Source organism: Paucisalibacillus globulus (assembly GCF_900184735.1).
GTDB lineage: Bacteria > Bacillota > Bacilli > Bacillales > Amphibacillaceae > Ornithinibacillus > Ornithinibacillus globulus_B.
Map to the genome: position 1 here is coordinate 151,822 of NZ_LT855384.1, position 21,515 is coordinate 173,336.

General features: G+C 36.7%; 21 protein-coding genes. 19 read left to right on the forward strand and 2 right to left on the reverse strand.

The features are described from left to right. The first annotated feature begins 142 nt into the window (after positions 1–142). The 16 genes from BN999_RS00985 to BN999_RS01055 all read left to right on the forward strand — a co-directional run bounded on the left by BN999_RS00985 (position 143) and on the right by BN999_RS01055 (position 14,439). The gene (locus tag BN999_RS00985; protein ID WP_096269517.1) at positions 143–463 is read left to right on the forward strand and encodes a hypothetical protein; all 321 of its coding nucleotides are present in this window, start codon (positions 143–145) and stop codon (positions 461–463) included. Then, positions 448–1,614, forward strand: a complete 1,167-nt coding sequence (locus BN999_RS00990) for an FtsK/SpoIIIE domain-containing protein (RefSeq protein ID WP_096269518.1) — start codon at positions 448–450, stop codon at positions 1,612–1,614. The genes BN999_RS00985 and BN999_RS00990 overlap by 16 nt, the downstream gene beginning before the upstream one ends. Continuing rightward, positions 1,598–2,128: a replication-relaxation family protein gene (locus tag BN999_RS00995; RefSeq protein WP_255247373.1), complete on the forward strand. Its 531-nt coding sequence runs from the start codon at positions 1,598–1,600 to the stop codon at positions 2,126–2,128. The genes BN999_RS00990 and BN999_RS00995 overlap by 17 nt, the downstream gene beginning before the upstream one ends. Before the next feature lie 12 nt (positions 2,129–2,140). Then, positions 2,141–2,293: a hypothetical protein gene (locus BN999_RS20450; protein ID WP_176481829.1), complete on the forward strand. Its 153-nt coding sequence runs from the start codon at positions 2,141–2,143 to the stop codon at positions 2,291–2,293. 169 nt (positions 2,294–2,462) lie between these two features. After that, a complete protein-coding gene (locus BN999_RS01000; RefSeq protein WP_096269520.1) occupies positions 2,463–3,095 on the forward strand; it encodes a membrane lipoprotein lipid attachment site-containing protein in 633 nt (210 codons plus the stop codon). A 477-nt stretch (positions 3,096–3,572) separates the two neighbouring features. Continuing rightward, the gene (locus BN999_RS20955; RefSeq protein WP_373453616.1) at positions 3,573–4,316 is read left to right on the forward strand and encodes a peptidoglycan DD-metalloendopeptidase family protein; all 744 of its coding nucleotides are present in this window, start codon (positions 3,573–3,575) and stop codon (positions 4,314–4,316) included. A 449-nt stretch (positions 4,317–4,765) separates the two neighbouring features. Beyond that, positions 4,766–5,023, forward strand: coding sequence for a glutaredoxin family protein (locus BN999_RS01010; RefSeq protein WP_096269522.1), 258 nt, complete (start codon positions 4,766–4,768; stop codon positions 5,021–5,023). Positions 5,024–5,162: 139 nt separating this feature from the next. Beyond that, on the forward strand, positions 5,163–6,191 hold the full coding sequence (locus BN999_RS01015) for a sugar-binding transcriptional regulator (protein WP_096269523.1): 1,029 nt from the start codon (positions 5,163–5,165) through the stop codon (positions 6,189–6,191). A gap of 40 nt (positions 6,192–6,231) precedes the next feature. Next, complete coding sequence (gene gap / locus BN999_RS01020; RefSeq protein ID WP_096269524.1) at positions 6,232–7,239, forward strand: type I glyceraldehyde-3-phosphate dehydrogenase; 1,008 nt, start codon at positions 6,232–6,234, stop codon at positions 7,237–7,239. Between the two features lie 149 nt (positions 7,240–7,388). Beyond that, entirely contained in the window at positions 7,389–8,570 is a 1,182-nt protein-coding gene (locus BN999_RS01025) for a phosphoglycerate kinase (RefSeq protein WP_096269525.1), read from the forward strand. Between the two features lie 29 nt (positions 8,571–8,599). Then, positions 8,600–9,358: a triose-phosphate isomerase gene (gene tpiA / locus BN999_RS01030; RefSeq protein ID WP_096269526.1), complete on the forward strand. Its 759-nt coding sequence runs from the start codon at positions 8,600–8,602 to the stop codon at positions 9,356–9,358. Next, positions 9,355–10,893 carry a 2,3-bisphosphoglycerate-independent phosphoglycerate mutase gene (gpmI, locus tag BN999_RS01035; protein ID WP_096269527.1) on the forward strand — a complete coding sequence of 513 codons (1,539 nt, stop codon included), beginning with the start codon at positions 9,355–9,357 and terminating at the stop codon, positions 10,891–10,893. The genes tpiA and gpmI overlap by 4 nt, the downstream gene beginning before the upstream one ends. A gap of 14 nt (positions 10,894–10,907) precedes the next feature. Then, positions 10,908–12,194, forward strand: coding sequence for a phosphopyruvate hydratase (gene eno / locus BN999_RS01040; protein WP_096269528.1), 1,287 nt, complete (start codon positions 10,908–10,910; stop codon positions 12,192–12,194). A 120-nt stretch (positions 12,195–12,314) separates the two neighbouring features. Further along, entirely contained in the window at positions 12,315–12,638 is a 324-nt protein-coding gene (locus BN999_RS01045; RefSeq protein ID WP_141249031.1) for a hypothetical protein, read from the forward strand. A 181-nt stretch (positions 12,639–12,819) separates the two neighbouring features. Beyond that, complete coding sequence (locus BN999_RS01050; protein ID WP_096269530.1) at positions 12,820–13,800, forward strand: nucleoside hydrolase; 981 nt, start codon at positions 12,820–12,822, stop codon at positions 13,798–13,800. Between the two features lie 66 nt (positions 13,801–13,866). Beyond that, a complete protein-coding gene (locus BN999_RS01055) occupies positions 13,867–14,439 on the forward strand; it encodes a nitroreductase family protein (protein ID WP_096269531.1) in 573 nt (190 codons plus the stop codon). A 49-nt stretch (positions 14,440–14,488) separates the two neighbouring features. On the opposite strand, the gene ptsP is transcribed toward BN999_RS01055, so the two are convergent. After that, complete coding sequence (ptsP, locus tag BN999_RS01060) at positions 14,489–16,201, reverse strand: phosphoenolpyruvate--protein phosphotransferase (protein WP_096269532.1); 1,713 nt, start codon at positions 16,199–16,201, stop codon at positions 14,489–14,491. A gap of 122 nt (positions 16,202–16,323) precedes the next feature. Beyond that, on the reverse strand, positions 16,324–17,241 hold the full coding sequence (locus tag BN999_RS01065; RefSeq protein WP_096269533.1) for an alpha/beta hydrolase: 918 nt from the start codon (positions 17,239–17,241) through the stop codon (positions 16,324–16,326). A 691-nt stretch (positions 17,242–17,932) separates the two neighbouring features. Here BN999_RS01065 and secG point away from each other — a divergent pair. The 3 genes from secG (at position 17,933) to rnr (ending at position 21,317) form a co-directional block, all read left to right on the forward strand. Next, the gene (gene secG, locus BN999_RS01075) at positions 17,933–18,166 is read left to right on the forward strand and encodes a preprotein translocase subunit SecG (RefSeq protein ID WP_096269535.1); all 234 of its coding nucleotides are present in this window, start codon (positions 17,933–17,935) and stop codon (positions 18,164–18,166) included. Positions 18,167–18,272: 106 nt separating this feature from the next. After that, positions 18,273–19,019 (forward strand): alpha/beta hydrolase, encoded by a 747-nt coding sequence (locus BN999_RS01080; protein ID WP_096269536.1) that lies wholly within the window; start codon positions 18,273–18,275, stop codon positions 19,017–19,019. A gap of 42 nt (positions 19,020–19,061) precedes the next feature. Beyond that, on the forward strand, positions 19,062–21,317 hold the full coding sequence (rnr, locus tag BN999_RS01085; RefSeq protein WP_096269537.1) for a ribonuclease R: 2,256 nt from the start codon (positions 19,062–19,064) through the stop codon (positions 21,315–21,317). Positions 21,318–21,515: the final 198 nt, after the last annotated feature.

Genomic DNA, 21,515 nt, shown 5'->3' on the forward strand with positions numbered 1-21,515 from the left:
TTGTATGTTAAGAAAAATATACTTGTCTATAACTAGTAAACTATTGATACAGCAATAACGGAATATACCAAATAAAATTCCAAGCCGGAAGTTTAAAAGGAAATAAGAACGGAAGATGGAACGGAAGGGAGGGTGGAAGAAAATGCGTTTAGTAATCGGATCTAAAGTTCCTAGTTGGTGGATTGATCCAAAACCAAGAACTATAGAACAATGGTGGAATGGATTGGAATGGCAAGATCATGTGCCACAAGCAGAAATGATGTACTTTAACGGTTGCAATAGTGATAGTCTCACACAAGAACTAATGTGTAATGTGGATGTATTAGGGTGGAGACTAACAGATTTATTTGGAGTTGAATGGTTATATAAAATACCAGCACATGCAGGGGAAAAGATGAGAAAGGGATTTGAAACAGAGTATCAAAACATCTTAGAGGTGGTGAGCTCATGGACGTTATATTAGGTGGAGGAATTGCAGCAGTTACCATGTATGCAGCTGCAAGATGGAATCCAACGGTAAGTGAGAAAAAGAAGATCCTTCAGACATTAATCAATATTGGCTTTACTGTGAAGGACCAGGAACCAAGATTATTCAAGACCACAAAAGAGGATGACTGGATCGACTATATTTTTAATGTTCCTTTTGGAAAGGTTGATGATGAAAACACACAACCAATACTTGAAAAAACTTTAGGCAAACCAGTGAAAGTAAACTTTAAGCAAAAACTATATATCCGGGTATACAATGATCAACTTCAGAGGGAAACAAAATACAAAGACTTCCCTGCATTGGAAGGGTGGAATATTCCAGTTGGAAAAACTCAAGAAAAATTACTTTACCATGATTTTGATGAGATACCACACATGACAGTTGCAGGAGCTACACGTTGGGGAAAAACGGTATTCATGAAAAGCATGATCACGCACTTAATTGAAAATCACCCAGATGATGTGGAGTTTTATATCCTCGATTTAAAAGGCGGTTTATCTTTCCACAGATACTCTAATTTAAAACAAGTAAAAGTAGTTGCTGATGATTATAAAAGCTCAGCCAAGGCGCTTAAAGAAGTTGAGAAGGATATCAAAGAAACCATGAAAGAGTTCAAACCCAATTACTATGAAAATATTGTAGATACAGATATACCAACACGAAAATTTATTATCATAGATGAAGCCGGTGAACTTATGCCTAATAAAAGCATGAGTGAATCAGATAAGGAACATGCTAGGACCTGTAAAAAAATTATGAGTCATATCGTAAGAGTTGCCGGAGGGCTTGGTTATCGTTTGATTTTTGGAACCCAGTATCCAACTAAAGAGGTTATGGATAATCAGATAAAAGCAAATGCTTCAGCAAAGATTACATTTAGACTTCAAACAAGTGTTCAATCAGGAGTTGCAATTGATGAGAGTGGTGCCGAGAAATTAGAGTATCCAGGTAGAGCAATTTATAAAACAGTTGATCATCATATTGTGCAAACACCTTATATAAGTAATGATGAAATGTGGAAGAGATTAAGGAGGTATGAAGAAAAGAATGTTACAGCAAGAGAGAAGACTAAAGAGGGAGGAACAGATTCTATCCAGTTTGGAAATAATGACGTACTGCACTAGAGAACAACTTCAGGTAATTGAACAACTGGGAGGCGACCGCAACGCCAGAAGAATTCTGCTCGAGATGGAAAAAAAGAATTTAATTAAAAGTATCCGTTACGAAAAGAAAGTTTATTATATATCCAACAAAGGAAGTGAACGAATTGGAAAAGGGGGAGTGAATCTAAAAAGGTCCTGGATTCAACACACATTAATGCGTAATGACTTATATATTTTATTAGGCCAACCAGACGATTGGAAAAAAGAAGTGCCGGTAGTACGCAATGAAGAAACTCTTTTAATACCTGATGCAATGTATAAACAACATGGAATATTTCACTTTGTCGAAATCGACAATACTCAGACTATGAAAACAAACTTAGAAAAGATAAAAAAGTATAAGGATCTCTTTATAAATATGGAAAAACAATTCAAGCATAAGCCTGTTTTAATTTGGTATTCACTTTCACCAATCCGAAAAGAAAAGTTAAGAGCTGCTTGTGAGAAGGCTGGATTAAAATTCAATATATATTAAGGGGAGATACTAATGGAAAAGATTTGGAAGGTAACAGAAACATTAATAAAGGTGATTGATGAAGAGACAAATCCGGAAAGGAAAGTACGCTTAATAGGTGTCGTAAAAGAATTAAAAAGCATTCATCAGAGTTGCATGAATGAATTGATTGAGGTGACAGAATGACCTATCTAACTGTCATAGCGTTATTATGGGGAGTAGTGGCCACAGAGAGAGCTTTCTATTGGAATGGGGAATATAAGTATAAGGAGTGTGAGTTCTGTGGAAAGTAAAGAAGGATTTCGACAAGTTTTGTAGAATAGATATAGTAAAAAGATACTAGGGGGATTTAGTTTTGAAACGAATTTTAGTAATGATCGGATTACTGTTTTTACTAGCTGGGTGTGGACCTGAAACTGTAGATGTTGATGGGGAAGCTTTAAATTACGCGGAGTTAATGGATAAGGTAAGGGAAACTGAAAGTAAACTATCTGAAGCAGAACAGAATTTAAAAAGTGTTGAAAACCAAATAACTTCTAGAGAGGTAGATCTGAAAAACTTAGAAACACAATACAAAAATGAAGTTGAAGGATTTGAAGAAGTTGCAGCATTAATCAATGATAAAGAATCAATCGAAAGCGAAATTAGTACAGTTGAAACTAAATTATCTATATTAAATAATGATATCAAAACCGCAGAGGATAAACTCGCTAAATTAAAAGGAGATATTATTAAAGCAGAAGGTGAACCGACAAAATTAGGAGCTGGACATTACGTAGTAGGAGATGACTTATCACCTGGGAGGTATGAAATCACCCCAACACAAGGTTCCGGGAATGTTTTTATCGAAGACTCTAGCGGTAATAATAAAGTGAGAACTATTTTAGGCCCTAACCCTGACCATCATGTTCCAAGTTATGTTTTCACCGCCGAAACTGGAGATACTATGGAACTACTTTTACCAGTTACATTCACCCCCGTAGAATAAAATAAGAGCAGATTAATTTCTGCTCTTATTTGCTAACATAATTGCAAACGAGACTGCTAACACGAATTAATACAAACCATTATAATTCAATAAAACTTATTGTTAGAATAATAGATTGATATGATTTGAAATCGAATGAAATCGTATTTATTGGTTTCCGGTACCAGGTTTGTCGGGGGTTCGAATCCCTCTGGGCGCGTCATCTAAATCAAGTATGGCAAGAGATTGATTAATAATCATCCTTTGCCATTTTTATTTGAATTCTAACTAAATTCTAATGGTTGGATTCTTAATTTTTCCAAAGATAAAAAAATAAAATGGCTGGAAGCTACTTTTTACCCATTTGGGTAGAGGTAGCTTTTTATATTTACTGTTTGAAAGAATAAATTAAATAAGAAGGTTAAAAGCATTTTTGGATTTGCATTAATAATAAGTACTGATCCTATAACTAGAGAAAAAAATACGTTTCACGACGGGATTGATTTAGTTAAAAGTCACAAAGCACCAATAGGAGCATTTGTCAGTGGGGTAGTATTATACGCTGGGAATGGTGTCTCTGGAACAGGAGTGGGTGGCTACGGGAATGTAGTTGTTATTCAGGATAAAAACAATCGTGCACATGTGTATGCTCACTTAGATAGTGTGGCTGTAAAAAGAGGGCAAGCTGTTGGACAAGGCGATATTATTGGTAATCAAGGGGCAACTGGTATACGGGTAACTGGATCGCATTTACATTATGAGGTCCGTAAAACGTCAAGTCCATTGTTAGGTTGGATTGATGATCCACAAGCTAGGACTATGGATCCTACAAAATATTTAGAGAATTATTATGCAGCAGAAAGTAATGGGGTGCATATTGTTAAACCTGGTGATACTCTATGGGGGATTTCTCAAAAGTACGGTACAACTGTAGTTGTTCTGAAGCAATTAAACGGTCTTAAGGATGATTTAATTCATCCAGGAGATAAAATTAAATTACCAGGTGGAAAGAAAACGGAAACTCTTTATCTACCTAAAAGCGAATCTAGTTGGAGAGTGTACCCAACAAATGTTGCACCAGTAAAAGGGAATGAAAAGGGATTCTTAAATCCCAAGAAGTTTGGTGGATTACAGTATGAAGTCTTAGGAAAGCCACAAGCACATGTTGTAACCATTAAAACACAAGATTTTGGCAAGGTTAATATTTATGTACATCCTTCAACGGGTGCTATTATAAAATAGAACTATACGAAGCATAAACAACTTATTCTGGTATCTAGATTACATTATAAAAGCCCTCTTGCAGAAACTGGAGGGCTTTTAGCATAGATATATTTAAAAAAATGGTGCCAGCCACATAGTCTTTGATAAGCAGTTTATAGATGGACATTGTACTAATGTTTATATCTGGCTTGGATTTCCGGTACCAGGTTTGCCGCGGTTCAAATTCATCTGGACGCGTCCAACCCTATTTGTTATGGCTAGGGTCTATTATTATGATTGTATTACAGTATACTAAAATACTTACCAAACGGTAACTAAGTATTCCAATTTATTTATAATTTTTCTTAATTAGCAGAAACAGTCCAAAACACATACATCACCCCTTAACAGCATATCCAAAAAATTGCTCCCAACCACACCATCCTTTATACTATATTCGAGTACTACATAAAGAAGGTGACAAATAAATGGAAAAAGTAATTTTCTACACGAAAGAGATCTGTTCCTTATGTGATGATGCGGAAGCACTTCTAGAAATGTTCCAACAAGACTATGAATTCGAAATTGAAAAGCGTGATATATATACTAATGATGAATGGCTGGAAGAATTTCAACTATTAATTCCGGTGGTTGAAGTTAAAGGAATTCAACTAGATTGTGAGCATGTAGATTTTTTTACAATGGAAAAAACACTCAAAGAACATCTTCCTACTCGTAAAAAGTAAAATCAATTTGTTTGTATATTTTCCTCAGTATGGTAAGATAATAATGTACATAGGATTCTATGTGTATTTTTTTGGGACATGTGGGACAATTTTTGAACAAGTGGGACGATATTGTACCCGATGCTGAAGGAGAAATATCATGAGAGCATTAATCGACTTACAAAAGAAGCTTATTCCAGACTTGTTAGATGTAATGCATGTAAGATATTCTCTATTACACAGTGTGAACCTTTATCAACCAATCGGGCGCAGAGGGCTTGCTGAAAGTAGTAATTTAACAGAAAGACAAGTTCGGAGTGAGATCGATTTACTTCATGAACAAGGTTTAATAGAAGTTACTACGAAGGGAATGCTTATTACAGAACAAGGAAAAGATACCCTCGAGCAGCTAACAAAGGTCATGAGTGAAATTAGTGGGTTACATGTTTTAGAAAAACAAATTAAGGAAACATTACAAATAGAGAATGTAATTGTTGTTGCTGGAAATAGTGATCAAGCGGATTGGGTAAAGCAAGAAATGGGTAAAGCTTGTGTGGCTATCCTTAAAAAAACAATTAAGCCTAGCGCAACCATTGCTGTAACCGGTGGAACAACGATGGCTTCTGTAGCAAGTGTCATGACTCCATTTGATAATGATGACAACTACATGTTTGTACCAGCACGTGGTGGGATTGGTGAAAAAGTAGAAAATCAAGCCAATACAATTGCATCACAAATGTCCCTAAAAGCTCAAGGAAACTATCGATTATTGTATGTGCCAGATCCACTGAGCGAAACATCCTATCAGAATTTAATTGAAGAACCTTCCATTATTGAAGTTCTAGAATTGATTCGAAATTCCGATATTGTACTACACGGTATTGGAGATGCCTTAACAATGGCTGAACGTCGGAAAACTCCGGAAGAAATTAGGACGAAGCTGATTGAAAACAGAGCAGTGAGTGAGGCATTTGGTTATTATTTTGACCAACAAGGTAATGTGGTTCATAAGGTTCGAACTGTAGGATTACAGTTAGAGGATTTAAATGAAAAGAAATATGTGATTACGGTCGCCGGCGGTAAATCTAAGGCTAAGGCTATTGAATCCTATTTCAAACATGCAAAAAGCAATCTGCTCATAACCGATGAAGCAGCAGCGGAACAGATTTTAAGGGATTCTTCCCTTTAAATATATTAATAAATTCAAGATTTTTTAGGAGGAATATTTAATGGCAGTAAAAGTTGGTATTAATGGATTTGGAAGAATTGGACGTAACGTATTCCGTCAAGCACTTAAAAGAGATGATGTTGAAATCGTAGCAGTGAACGATTTAACAGATGCAAATATGCTTGCACACCTATTAAAATATGACTCTGTACATGGAGTATTAGAAGAAGAAATCTCTGTAAATGGTAACAATATTGTAGTTGCTGGAAAAGAAATTCAAGTTCTTGCTGAACGTGACCCAGCTAATCTACCTTGGGGAGATCTAGGCGTAGAAGTAGTTGTTGAATCAACTGGTCGTTTCGTTGACCGCGAATCTTCTCAAAAACATATCGATGCTGGTGCAAAAAAAGTTATTATTTCTGCTCCTGCTAAAAACGAAGACTTAACAATTGTTATGGGTGTTAACGAAGACCAATATGATCCAATTAACCACCATATCGTTTCTAATGCATCTTGTACAACAAACTGTTTAGCACCATTTGCAAAAGTGCTTAATGACAAGTTTGGAATCAAGCGTGGTTTAATGACAACTGTTCACGCTTATACAAATGACCAACAAATTCTTGATTTACCACATAAAGATTACCGTCGTGCTCGTGCGGCAGCTGAAAACATTATTCCTACTACAACTGGTGCTGCTAAAGCAGTTGCTCTAGTATTACCAGAGTTAAAAGGAAAATTAAATGGTATGGCTGTTCGTGTACCTGTTCCAGACGGTTCTATGGTAGACTTAGTAGCAGAGCTAGACAAAGAAGTAACAGCTGAAGAAATTAACCAAGCATTCAAAGACGCTAGTGAAAATGAACTAAAAGGTGTATTTGAATACAGTGAAGCTCCATTAGTATCTAGTGATATCGTTGGAAATACTCACTCTTCTATCCTTGATGGTTTATCTACAATGGTTATGGAAGGTAACATGGTTAAGGTTCTTTCTTGGTATGACAACGAAATGGGTTACTCTACTCGTGTTGTTGACTTAGCTTCATATATGGGACAAAAAGGACTATAAGAACAAACTTAGAATAAGTACAGAAAAGGTGGAGATGAGATGATTCTCCTCCTTTTCTCATGTTTTTTCTTCATTTATTTTGAGTATTTAGCTGTTCTTTTAGGAAACCTATAAAGTAATGCATACATATAGTTTGGGAGGAAATTCAAATGAATAAGAAAACAGTAAAAGACCTTGATTTAAAAGGAAAAAAGGTATTTTGTCGTGTTGATTTTAACGTCCCAATGAAAGATGGAGAAGTAACAGATGATACGAGAATAAGAGCTGCTTTGCCTACTATTCAGTATTTATCTGAGCAAGGAGCGAAAGTAATTCTTGCGAGTCACCTTGGACGTCCAAAAGGGCAAGCTGTTGATGAGTTAAGACTAGACCCAGTAGCAAAACGTTTAAGTGATTTAATTGGAAAAGAAGTTGTGAAAACTGATTCTGTTTATGGACCAGAAGTAGACGAGGCAATTTCTACTCTACAAGATGGTGATTTATTATTAATCGAGAATGTCCGTTTTGAAGCAGGGGAAGAAAAGAATGATCCAACTCTTGCAGAAGCGTTTGCCAATATGGCTGATGTTTATGTGAATGATGCGTTTGGTGCAGCACACAGAGCACATGCATCAACTGCAGGAATTGCAGAAAAACTTCCATCTGCTGCTGGTTTCCTAATGGAGAAAGAAATCTCTGTATTAGGTAAAGCACTTGAAAACCCAGAACGTCCATTTACTGCAATTATTGGTGGAGCGAAAGTTAAAGATAAGATTGGCGTTATTGATCATTTATTAGAGAAAGTTGACAATCTTATTATTGGTGGTGGGCTTGCTTATACCTTTGTAAAAGCTCAAGGCCATGAAATCGGAAAATCACTTCTAGAAGAAGATAAAATAGATTTAGCAAAAGAATTCATGAAAAAAGCAGAAGAAAAAGGCGTCAATTTCGTATTACCTGAAGATGTAGTTGTAGCCGATGACTTTTCAGAGGATGCAAATACGAAAGTAGTTTCCATCTCAGAAATCCCATCTGATTGGGAAGCACTTGATATTGGTCCGAAAACGAGTGCAAAATATGCACAAATCGTAAAAGACTCTAAACTAGTAATCTGGAACGGACCTATGGGTGTATTTGAGTTAAACGCATTTGCAAATGGAACGAAAGCCGTTGCGGAAGGTTTAGCTAATACAGATGGTTACACGATTATTGGTGGTGGAGATTCTGCCGCTGCAGTGGAAAAGTTTGATTTAGCTCAAAGTATGGACCATGTATCTACCGGTGGTGGTGCTTCCTTAGAATTTATGGAGGGTAAAGTATTACCAGGTGTTGCGTTACTAAGCGATAAGTAAGACCTAATAAATTAATAGAGGTGATTACCATGCGTAAGAATATCATTGCTGGAAACTGGAAAATGAATAAAACAATGTCAGAAGCAAAACAATTTGTGGAAGACGTAGTAAATAACATTCCTGCTGATGAAAAAGTAGAAGCAATTGTCTGTGCACCATTCCCATATTTAGCTTCACTTGTTGAGCTAACAAAAGGTACTAACTTAAAAGTAAGTGCACAAAACATGCACTTTGAAGATAACGGTGCGTTTACTGGGGAAGTTAGTCCTGTTATGTTAAAAGACCTAGGAGTAACACATGTTGTTTTAGGGCACTCAGAACGTCGTGAATATTTCGCGGAAACAGATGAAACGGTAAATAAAAAAGCACATGCTGCATTCAATCATGGCTTAACTCCAATTGTTTGTGTTGGCGAAACACTAGAACAAAGGGAAGCGAATGAAACAAAATCTCTTGTAGGTTCTCAAGTGAAAAAAGCAATTGAAGGTTTATCTAATGAACAAGTAGCTCAAACGATTATTGCTTATGAACCAATTTGGGCGATTGGAACAGGAAAAACTGCCTCTAGTGAAGATGCTAATGAAGTATGTGCACATATTCGCAATGTCGTAAAAGAAGCAACCGATGCAACTACTGCAGAGGCTGTAGTTATTCAGTATGGTGGAAGCGTGAAACCTTCCAATGTTGATGAACTATTAGCCCAATCTGATATTGATGGTGCATTAGTTGGTGGTGCAAGTCTAGAAGCTGAATCATTCCTACAGCTTGTGGAGGCTGGAGCAAAATGAGTTCAAATAAACTAGCTGCGTTAATTATCTTGGATGGCTTTGCTATTCGCGATGAAGTAAAAGGTAACGCAGTAAAACAAGCTAATAAACCTAATTTTGACCGGTTATGGAATACATTTCCCCATAACCAATTAAAGGCGAGTGGTGAAGCTGTTGGTCTTCCTGAAGGACAAATGGGAAATTCAGAGGTTGGGCATTTGAATATTGGTGCTGGTCGTATCGTATATCAAAGTTTAACCAGGGTTAACCTGTCCATCCGTGAAGGGGATTTCTTTGAAAAGAAAGCTTTCTTAAAATCAATAAACAGTGCAAAGGAAAAAAATAAGGCACTACATATTTTTGGCTTATTATCAGATGGCGGGGTTCATAGCCATATTGAACATTTATTTGCATTATTGAAGCTAGCAAAAGACCAAGGACTCGAGAAAGTGTATGTCCATGCATTTTTAGATGGTCGTGATGTTGGACCACAAACTGCAAAAGGGTATATTGAGGCGACTGAGTCTAAAATGCAAGAGTTAGGTGTAGGTAAGATTGCTACAGTATCTGGACGATATTATTCCATGGACCGTGATAAGCGTTGGGATCGTGTTCAAAAATCCTATAATGCCATGGTTTATGGGGAAGGACCTACCTACAACAGTGCATTAGAAGTAGTGGAAGATTCCTATCAAAACGGAATCTATGATGAATTCGTGATTCCATCTGTTATTGCAGAAGCAAGTGGTGAACCTGTTGGAAAGGTTGAAGATGAAGATTCTATTATCTTCTATAATTTCCGACCAGACCGTGCCATTCAAATCTCTCGTACGTTTGCGAATGAAGACTTCCATGATTTTGACAGAGGACCAAACGTACCAAAAAATCTAGATTTTGTAATGCTAACACAATTTAGTGAGTCTGTTGATGGATTTGTTGCATATGAGCCTGCTAACCTGGATAATACAATTGGAGAGGTATTATCTCAGAACAATCTAAAGCAGTTGCGTATTGCTGAAACGGAAAAATATCCACATGTTACATTCTTTATGAGTGGTGGCCGTGAGCAGGAGTTTCCAGGTGAAAAACGTATTCTTATTGACTCTCCTAAAGTTGCAACATATGACTTAAAACCTGAAATGAGTGCTTATGAAGTTACGGATGCATTGTTGAAAGAACTAGATTCTGGTGAAATTAATGCGGTCATCCTAAATTTTGCCAATCCTGATATGGTTGGGCATTCAGGGATGTTAGAACCAACAATTAAGGCAATTGAAGTAGTGGACGAATGTCTTGGAAAAGTAGTGGACAAAATAACCGAGTTAGGCGGTCATGCAATTATTACTGCTGACCATGGAAATTCGGATGAAGTTGTTACTTTAGAAGATCAACCAATGACAGCACATACAACTAATCCAGTTCCAGTAATTGTGACGAAGCAGGATGTAGAATTACGTGATGGCGGAATTTTAGCTGATTTAGCGCCGACATTACTTGATTTATTAGCAGTTGAAAAACCTAAAGAAATGACAGGAACGTCATTAATTAAAAAGTAGAAGGAGAGAATATTATGCCATACATTACAGACGTATATGCACGCGAGGTATTAGACTCACGTGGTAACCCAACAGTTGAGGTAGAAGTTTACACAGAATCAGGTGCTTTCGGTTCTGCAATGGTTCCTAGTGGTGCCTCTACTGGAGAATATGAAGCAGTTGAACTACGTGACGGTGACAAAGGCCGTTACCTTGGAAAAGGTGTAGAAAAGGCAGTTCATAATGTAAATGAAATCATCGCACCAGAATTACTTGGTTTAGATGTAACTCGTCAAAACATTATTGATGCTCTAATGATTGAACTAGACGGAACTGAAAATAAAGGAAAATTAGGTGCCAACGCAATTCTTGGTGTTTCCATGGCAGTTGCTCATGCTGCAGCTAACTTCCTTGAAGTACCTTTATACAACTACTTAGGTGGATTTAACGGAAAAACTCTTCCAACACCAATGATGAATATTGTTAATGGTGGAGAACATGCGGATAACAATGTTGATATCCAAGAATTTATGATTATGCCGGTAGCAGCTCCTACATTTAAAGAAGCTTTACGTACTGGTGCAGAAATCTTCCATTCATTAAAAAAGGTTTTAGGTTCAAAAGGATTAAATACAGCAGTAGGGGATGAAGGTGGATTCGCACCTAACCTAGGCTCTAACGAAGAAGCACTACAAACAATTGTAGAGGCTATCGAAGCTGCTGGTTACAAGCCAGGAGAAGAAGTTAAACTTGCTATGGACGTTGCATCTTCTGAATTCTATGAAGATGGTAAATATGTTCTTAAAGGTGAAGGTGTAACTCGTACTTCTGCAGAGATGGTAGATTGGTACGAAGAAATGGTAAACAAATATCCAATCATTTCAATTGAAGATGGTTTAGATGAAAACGACTGGGAAGGTCATAAACTTCTTACAGACCGCCTAGGTAAAAAAGTTCAACTTGTTGGTGATGATTTATTCGTTACAAACACGAAGAAACTTGCTCAAGGAATTGAACAAGGTGTAGGTAACTCAATTCTAATTAAAGTAAACCAAATTGGAACACTTACAGAAACATTTGATGCAATTGAAATGGCGAAACGTGCTGGCTACACAGCAGTAATCTCTCACCGTTCTGGTGAAACAGAAGATGCTACCATTGCAGACATCGCTGTTGCAACCAATGCTGGTCAAATTAAAACAGGTGCACCGTCTCGTACAGACCGTGTTGCGAAGTATAACCAATTACTACGCATTGAAGACGAATTAGCTGGCATGGGTGAATATGCTGGACTAAATGCATTCTATAACTTGAAAAAATAATTAAGATCTTGGAGAGAGGCTGTCTATAATGGGCAGCCTCTTTTGCGTATTAGGGGAACATCTAGGTTGTTATTAGCTTTTAGAGGCAAAATATACGGAGTGTTGACTAATATAATACACTTGTGGATAGAAATTAAGGATAAACCTGAACATGGTCTATTAGAAGTATTCTCATGGACAGATATCGTAGAAAAACATGAACACTGTCTAATAGAAGTGTTCTCATGGACAGAAATCGTAGAAAAACGTAAACACTGTCTAATAGAAGTGTTCTCATGGACAGAAATCGTAGAAAAACGTAAACACTGTCTAATAGAAGTGTTCTCATGGACAGAAATCGTAGAAAAACGTAAACACTGTCTAATAGAAGTGTTCTCATGGACAGAAGACGTACAAAAATGTAAACATTGTCTAATAGAAGCATACTCCCATGGACAGAACTAGTAGATAAACGTAAATGCGGTTTCCATGATATACCATAAACCTTGTCTTTTAGCACCTACATTATGTATACAATCCACTAATCTCATTTCCATTTTTGTTCACCTATAAATAATCCGTCACAAGACAAGCCCCATTAGAAATAACCTATATAGACAACTAAATCCTGAAGGAGAGAGACAAGTTGGCGAAAAAGGTATTGCTTTTCGGAGATATTGGAATTGATGATATTGTAGCGATTATCTATGGCTATTTGAATGATGAAATTGATATTGTGGGTGTTGTTACGGAATATGGTAATATTCCACAAAAAAATGCACTTGCAACTGTACGTTATTTAAACGAACAGGTACTAACTATAGAAGAATCCCAACGAGCAACACTCATTGCCGGGGCGGAAAATCCCATGACTGCTGAACCTGTTGAGTTTTTTCCGGAAATTCATGGTGAATATGGAATGGGACCGATTACTCCTGAGAATGTCCAAGATGGGTTTGAATTGGAAAACTTCTTTACTATTATCGACCTTATTGATGAATATGGCGATGAGTTATATATTGTGAATATAGGTAGATTGACATCACTTGCAACAATGTTCTTGTTATATCCTGAGAGAATGAAAAAAATAAAGCAGATTTATATTATGGGTGGAGCTTTTTGGGAACCTGGAAATGTTACGGCTGTTTCAGAAGCTAATATTCATGGTGATCCAGTTGCAGCGCAGATTGTACTAACTTACGCAGAACAAGTTACTATCATACCTTTGAATGTTACTAAAAATGCAATTGTCACACCAGAAATGGTGAATTATATTGATCAAAATGGTTCCGTTGATATCGTTAAACCAATGATTGATTACTATTATGATTTCTACAAAAAACGTGATTCATCTGTACAAGGAAGTCCACTCCATGACGTATTAACTCTGATGGCTGTTAACAATGAAGAAATGTTTACCTTCGAGGAATATCCTGTTCATGTTGTGCAAGCAACTAAAGGTACGGAACGAGGTCAAACGATTGCTGATATTCGTCCTTTTGGAAATCTTGAAGAGGAAACAGAAAAGGAAATTATGAAACATCGAATTGCTTTTGAATTTGATTATCGTGAATTTTTTCGGGACTTTATGACAACCATGTCTAGACAACGATTCAAGTTAAAATAGGGTGCTGTATATTCAGTACTCTTTTTTCTTGCTATAATAGATGGAAAATAGGTGAGAGGGATTAATTTGTTAGAGACGATAAAAGCACGTCGAAGCATTCATACATTCCAAGAAAAAGAAGTAGATTTAGAGGTTTTAAAAGAAATTTTTACATATGGTTCATATGCCCCTACTCATTATATGAACGAACCTTGGAAAATCAAATTGTACCAGGGATCTGGCAAAGGAGTGTTAATTGACGCAATTATTCATAGTTACCAACGAATTGGTATGATTAAGAATAATCTGGAACCAAAGACAACGAAGATGATAGAATCCATGAAGAAATTCCTGCACGCTATTCCACATCATGCTGTGATTTATTTTGAAAAAGAAGATGACCCCATTCGATATGAGGAAGAATATGCTGCTGTCTGTGCATTTATTCAAAACTCGCAACTAGCGGCGTGGGAATATGGTGTTGGTATGCTTTGGACAATCACTCCATATATGCATGACCCTAAGTTTTACACAGAGATTGGACTGGATACGGATCTGGTGAAGATAGCTGCCGTCATGCAAATTGGCTATCCAAAAAAGGTTCCACCTAGCAAAGGAAGAGTTTCCATCGAGGAAAAAATGGAGATTATTAATAAATAGATTACTGTAAACAAAAAATGAGGATGTCATCTGACATCCTCATTCAGCATTATTTCGTTTTTTCTTTTACAAAATCTACCACTTCATCTGCTGTTGACATTGACAACAACTTGTCTTTGTAAGAAGCCATTTCTTTCTTAGAAATGCCTTTCAACAGTGTACGTGCAGGAAGGATGGAAGTTGCACTCATGCTAAACTCGTCTAATCCAAGACCTAGTAAGATAGGAATAGCAATTGGGTCTCCTGCCATTTCTCCACACATCCCAGCCCATTTTCCTTCACTGTGAGCTGCTTCAATAACATTATTTACAAGACTTAAGATTGCTGGGTGGTATGGTTGGTACAAGTAGGATACTTGTTCATTCATACGGTCAGCAGCCATCGTATATTGAATTAAGTCATTTGTTCCAATACTGAAGAAGTCAACCTCTTTCGCAAATTGTTTTGCGATAACAGCAGTTGATGGAATTTCTACCATGATTCCAACTTCAATGCTATCTGAAACTTGGTGACCTTCTTTCTTCAAGTTTTCCTTTTCATCAAGCAAGATTTCTTTTGCTTTACGGAATTCTTCCAGTGTTGCAATCATAGGGAACATGATTTTAAGATTTCCATATACACTTGCACGTAGTAAAGCACGAAGTTGTGGACGGAATACATGTTCATTTTCCAAACAGAAACGAATAGCTCTAAATCCTAAGAATGGATTCATTTCTTTTGGTAAGTCTAGATATGGAAGCTCTTTATCTCCACCAACATCAAGTGTACGAACAACAACAGGCTTGTCTCCCATTTGTTCTAAAACAGATTTATAAGCTTCGTATTGCTCATCCTCAGAAGGTAGTTCATTCTTACCCATGTATAAGAACTCTGTACGGTAAAGTCCAACACCTTCACCACCGTTATTGATTACTCCAGTAACATCATCAGGTGTACCAATATTAGCTACAAGCTCCACTTGCTCACCGTCAGAAGTGAATGTAGGCTCATCCTTTAACTTCGCCCAAAGTTCTTGCTGTTTCGCAAACTCTTCACGCTTCGTTTCATAATGCTTAATCTCTTCATCAGTTGGGTTAATCACAACATTTCCATCAATACCATCAATAACAACAATATCACCTTGAGAGACTGTTGTTGTTACATTTTTCGTACCAACTACTGCAGGAATTTCAAGTGATCTAGCCATAATAGCAGAGTGAGAAGTGCGGCCACCAATGTCCGTAGCAAAACCTTTTACAAATTGGCGGTTTAATTGTGCAGTATCTGAAGGTGTTAAATCATTTGCAACAACGATTACTTCTTCATCAATTAATGCCGGGTTAGGGAAAGATACCCCTAATAAATGTGATAGAATACGTTTCGTCACATCACGAATATCAGCAGCACGTTCGCGCATATACTCATTTTCCATTGCTTCGAACATTTGAATGAACATATTTGCTACATCCTCTAGTGCAGCCTCTGCCATCATTTTTTCATTTTGGATTTTGTCTTTAATAGGATTAATTAGTTCAGGATCTCCTAAAACTAGTAAATGAGCAGAGAAGATTTCCGCGTGCTCAGCACCTAGTTCTTTTAGTGTATGAGCCTTGATTTTTTCTAGCTCTTGCTTAGAGATGTCGAGTGCGTCATCTAAACGTTTCACTTCATTTTCTGGATTATCAATCGTTTTCTTCGTATATGATAAATCAGGTGTAACAAGCTGATATGCTTTTGCAATTGCAATACCCGAAGATGCTGCAATACCTTGGATGTTTGTCATAAGAAAGTACCAACCCTTCAAAAAGTTTTCATTTACTATACTATGTTAACCGTTACACATACTGGTTTCAAGCGTTTCGTCTTTTTTCGACATCTTTTTCATTTTGTAAGCGGTTAACCTGTCTATTTTGGAAAATTACGTAATATCCAATGGAGAATTCTGTCATAAACTTCTTGTCTATTTATTTCATTCAGCACCTCATGTCGAGCTCCGTCAAATAATACAGTAGTTATATTTTCTATTCCTAATCGTTCATACATGGATGCCGTTTTCCATATTCCTTTTCCATAACTTCCGACAGGATCATCCTCGCCGCTAATAAATAGAATGGGCAGGTCTTTTCGGATTTTATCATTGCGTTTAGGGTTATGAATGTAATGAATACCAGTCATTAAGTCATAGAAAAAGCGAGCAGTTGGAATATATCCAGCATAACGGTCTTGCATATAAGCCTTTACTATTTGGTCGTCTCTCGAAATCCAATCAAATGGAGTTTTTGGATCCTTTATTTTACGGTTGAAGGTTCCAAAAGCAAGTTTATTCATAAATGGTGACTTTTCTGTTGGATTAAGCTTTGAGGCAATCAATTTACCAAAGGAACTTGTTGCTTTTGGATAATATCCTGTTCCAGAAAGAATTACACCTTGGATGATATCACTATGTACTTGAATGTAATTTCTTGCTAAAAAAGATCCCATACTATGGCCGAGTAGAAAAATTGGAGCTTTGGGGTACTCCTCCTGAATTTTTTGGGTTATGGTCACTAAATCATTTGTTGTCTTATCAAAACCATCTTGATCGGCTAAATACCCCATTAGACCTTGCTTTTGTCCGGTTTTTCCATGACCACGATGATCGTTACCATATACGAAGATATCGTGCTTTAATAAATACTGAGCAAAGTCATGATAACGTTGAAAATGCTCCACCATTCCATGGGCTATCTGCACAATTGCTTGTGGTTCTTTATCTGGTTCAAACCACTTTTCTACATAAATTTCCACACCATCCACTGAGTTTAACCAAAAAGTAGACTTCAAACTAACCACTCCCTAACCTAGTATTAATTAATATGATATTTTATGATTTATGATATGCTAGTTTACTTATTAAAATATTAATGAGTTAAGTAGTTTATTGAACTAATGTAATCTATTAGGTGTTATGTTTTTCTTGAGGATGGTCTTAAGTTCGAGTTTATTGGTAACATGCTTCTGGGATTTGGTCCTAAGCTCGAGTTTATCGGATCCATGCTTTCTGGATTTGGTCCCAATCTCGAGTTTATCGGTAACATGCTTTTGGGATTTGGTCCTAATCTCGAGTTTGTCGGAAGCATGTTTTCTGGATTTGGTCCTAATCTCGAGTTTATCGGTCACATGCTTTTGGGATTCGGTCCTAAGCTCAAGTTTATCGGTAGCAAGCTTTTTGGATTTGGTGCCAAGCTCAGAATTATCAGTAGCAAGCTTTTTGGATTTGGTCCCAAGCCCAGATTTATCAGTAGCATACTTTTTAGAATCAGTCCCAAGCTACGCAGTTCAGGCACAATCTCAAGTTTATCAAGACTAATTATGGTAATGTTTAACCTTATAATAGAACAAACAATAATGAAATGCTATTCTTGATAGAGGAAATAGTACTAAATTATAAGAAATAGCTTGATAAAGTATTCAAAATTATGCTAAAGTATGAATAGTTAACTGTCTCATAAGCTTTAGGAGGTGTCATGGAAACATGGCTAGTTTTGTAAATGTTCTACTAGTGCTAGATGCAATTATTATGATTATTCTTGTCCTTTTACAAAGTGGTAAAAGTGCTGGTCTATCAGGAGCTATCTCCGGTGGGGCAGAGCAATTATTTGGTAAGCAAAAAGCTAGAGGGATTGACCTTGTTCTTCATCGAGCAACTGTTGTCACAGGAGTTCTGTTCTTCATACTAGCTTTCTTGAGTGCTTACGTATTACAATAGTAAAAAACAAACCCTTATCACTAGAGTGGTAAGGGTTTTTACATTTTAGTAAGTGTACTTTGTTGTATAAAGGGTAAAGTATATACTAGAGAAGGAGTAAATTAACATGAAAGTTATTCAACCAAAGCCATTTACATTTGAAGCAGGACCTAGAGCTGTACTATTATTACATGGATTTACTGGGCATACCGCAGATGTACGTATGTTAGGTCGATTCTTAGAAAAAAATGGGTACACGACTCATGCGCCGATTTATCGTGGACATGGGCTTCCACCTGAGGATTTAATTGTGACACGTCCAGATGAATGGTGGGAGGATGTTGTAAAAGCCCATCACCATTTAAAGGACTTAGGCTACAACGAAATAGCGGTCTGTGGATTATCCCTTGGTGGTGTACTTAGTTTGAAATTAGCTTTTTCTGAGAATATTAAAGCTGTAATACCAATGTGTGCACCGATGTTTTTTGATAATGAACAACAACTAACTACCGGATTTAAAGCATTCTCTAAAGAATATAAGCAATTAGAAGGAAAAGAAGAGGAGACCATTAATTCTGAAGTAGATTACCTGATGAATCATTCGAAAGAAATGTTCGAAGCGTTAGGGAAATTTATTAAGGATGTAAAGAGTGAGATTGATATGATCTATACTCCGACATTAGTTGTTCAGGCTAGATTAGATAAAATGATTAATACAGATAGTGCTACATATATTTATGAGAACGTAGAAGCAGACAGAAAAGAAATAAAGTGGTATGAGCAATCTGGGCATGTTATTACAATTGATAAAGAAAAAGATCAATTACATAATGATATATTACAGTTTCTAGAATCATTAGAATGGGAAGAATAAAAGATAATAAATAATAAGAACGCATAGAAAGAGGGTGTATGTATGGGAGAAATAATGATTGATAAACTGCGAGAGTTTTTTAAGACATATGATTCTAAGCCACTTGCAGTTGAAGAGTTAGAAGAGATACTGGAAATTACAGACGTAGTGGAGTTTAAAGAACTTGTAAAGGCATTAAATGAATTAGAATATAACGGAGAGCTAGTCCGAACTAGGAAGAATCGTTTCGGTTTACCTGAAAAAATGAACTTGATACGTGGTCGGATTCAAATGCATGCTAAAGGATTTGCATTTCTCATCCCAGATGATGAAAATGAAACAGATGTTTATATCCATCATTCAGATTTAGCATCAGCCATGAATAATGACCGAGTACTCGTTAGAATTGAAAAACAAGATATCGCAGGAAATCGCCCAGAAGGTACGGTAATCCGTATTTTAGAACGTGCTACTACCGAGGTTGTTGGGACGTTTGAAAATAATAAAGCATTTGGTTTCGTTATAGCTGATGATAAGCGTATTCCGAATGATATCTTTATTCCAAAAGGAAATATAAACGGTGCAATAGATGGTCATAAGGTTATTGCACGAATAACAAAATACCCGGAACATCGTATGAGTGCTGAGGGAGAAATCATTCAAATTCTTGGTCATAAAAATGACCCAGGCATTGATATTATTTCGATAATTTATAAGCATGGTATCAAAATGGATTTCCCAGCTGAAGTGTTAGAACAGGCCTTAAATACCCCAGATGAAATAGATCCATCCGAACTAGAAAATAGGCGGGATCTACGGGACGAGGTTATCGTTACGATTGATGGTGCTGATGCGAAAGACCTAGATGATGCGGTAACCGTGAAAAAGCTTGAAAATGGTAATTACAAACTCGGTGTATACATTGCAGATGTGAGTTACTATGTTCAGGAAGGTTCTCCGATTGATAAAGAAGCTTTTGAACGTGGGACAAGTGTTTATTTAGTTGACCGTGTAATTCCAATGATTCCACATCGCTTGTCTAATGGGATTTGTTCCTTAAATCCAAAAGTGGACCGATTAACGTTAGGGTGTGAGATGGAAATTGATTCAACTGGTAAAGTAGTTAATCATGAAATCTTCCAGAGTGTCATTAAGACAACAGAAAGAATGACATATAGTGATGTTAATAAAATATTAGTTGATAAAGATGAAGAACTTTGCAAAAAGTACGAGCCTCTTGTACCGATGTTTGAACAAATGGAAAAGCTTGCATCTATCCTAAGAGGAAAACGTATGGGTCGTGGTGCGATTGATTTTGATTTTAAAGAAGCAAAAGTGTTAGTAGATGATGAAGGAAAAGCAGTAGATGTTGTTATTCGAGAGCGTTCTGTTGGGGAGCGATTAATTGAAGAATTTATGCTATGTGCCAATGAAACAATTGCAGAGCATTTTCACTGGATGGATGTGCCATTTATCCACCGAATCCATGAGGACCCAGATCAAAGTAAACTCCAGCATTTCTTTGAATTTTTAGGTGGACTTGGCTATAAGGTTAAAGGAACTGCAAATGAGATACATCCGCAAAGTTTACAAAAAGTATTAGAAGATGCAGAAGGTGCCCCTGAAGAGATGATTATCTCTAAGTTAATGTTACGATCTATGAAGCAAGCGAAATACGATCCGCAAAGTATTGGGCACTTTGGGCTAGCTACGGAGTTCTATACCCATTTTACATCACCGATTAGACGTTATCCGGACTTAATCGTTCATCGTTTAATTCGCACGTACTTGATTGAAGGTACATTGGATAGTAAAACAGTGGGTGCTTGGAAGGAGAAACTTCCAGAAATAGCACGCCATACTTCGGAAAAGGAACGCACAGCGGTTGATGCGGAACGAGATACAGATGATTTGAAAAAAGCAGAGTTCATGCAAGACAAAATTGGTGAAGAATTTACCGGTGTTATTAGCTCTGTCACTAGTTTTGGATTATTTGTAGAACTAGAGAATACAATTGAAGGTCTAGTTCATGTAAGTTTCTTAACGGATGATTATTATCATTTTGATGAGCGGCATTATGCGATGATTGGCGAGCGTACTGGAAAAGTATATCGTATTGGTCAAGAGGTAAAGGTTCGAGTAACTGCTGTTAATATGGATGAACATGCTATCGACTTTGAAATTGTTGGTGGCGGTACAAAAGGCAGTAAAAAGGATTTTGTTAAATCGGAAAAACCACATCCGGGTAAGCGTCGAGACAAAGCTAAACCTAAAGGTTCCACTAAATCCAAGAAACCAGCCACAAGAAAAAGAAAATAGGCGCATGAAACATATAATTTGCATAGACTAATTCTGTCTTCTAAAACAGGATTGGTCTATTTTCATATTTAATTAGTTTTTATATTAAATTTAGAATATTATTATTGCACATTTTTAGTTTATGGAATATTATATACCTATAACTAAAATGTTTCCCAAGGGAAACATTAATTGGATAGTACAACTTTGAGAGGAAGA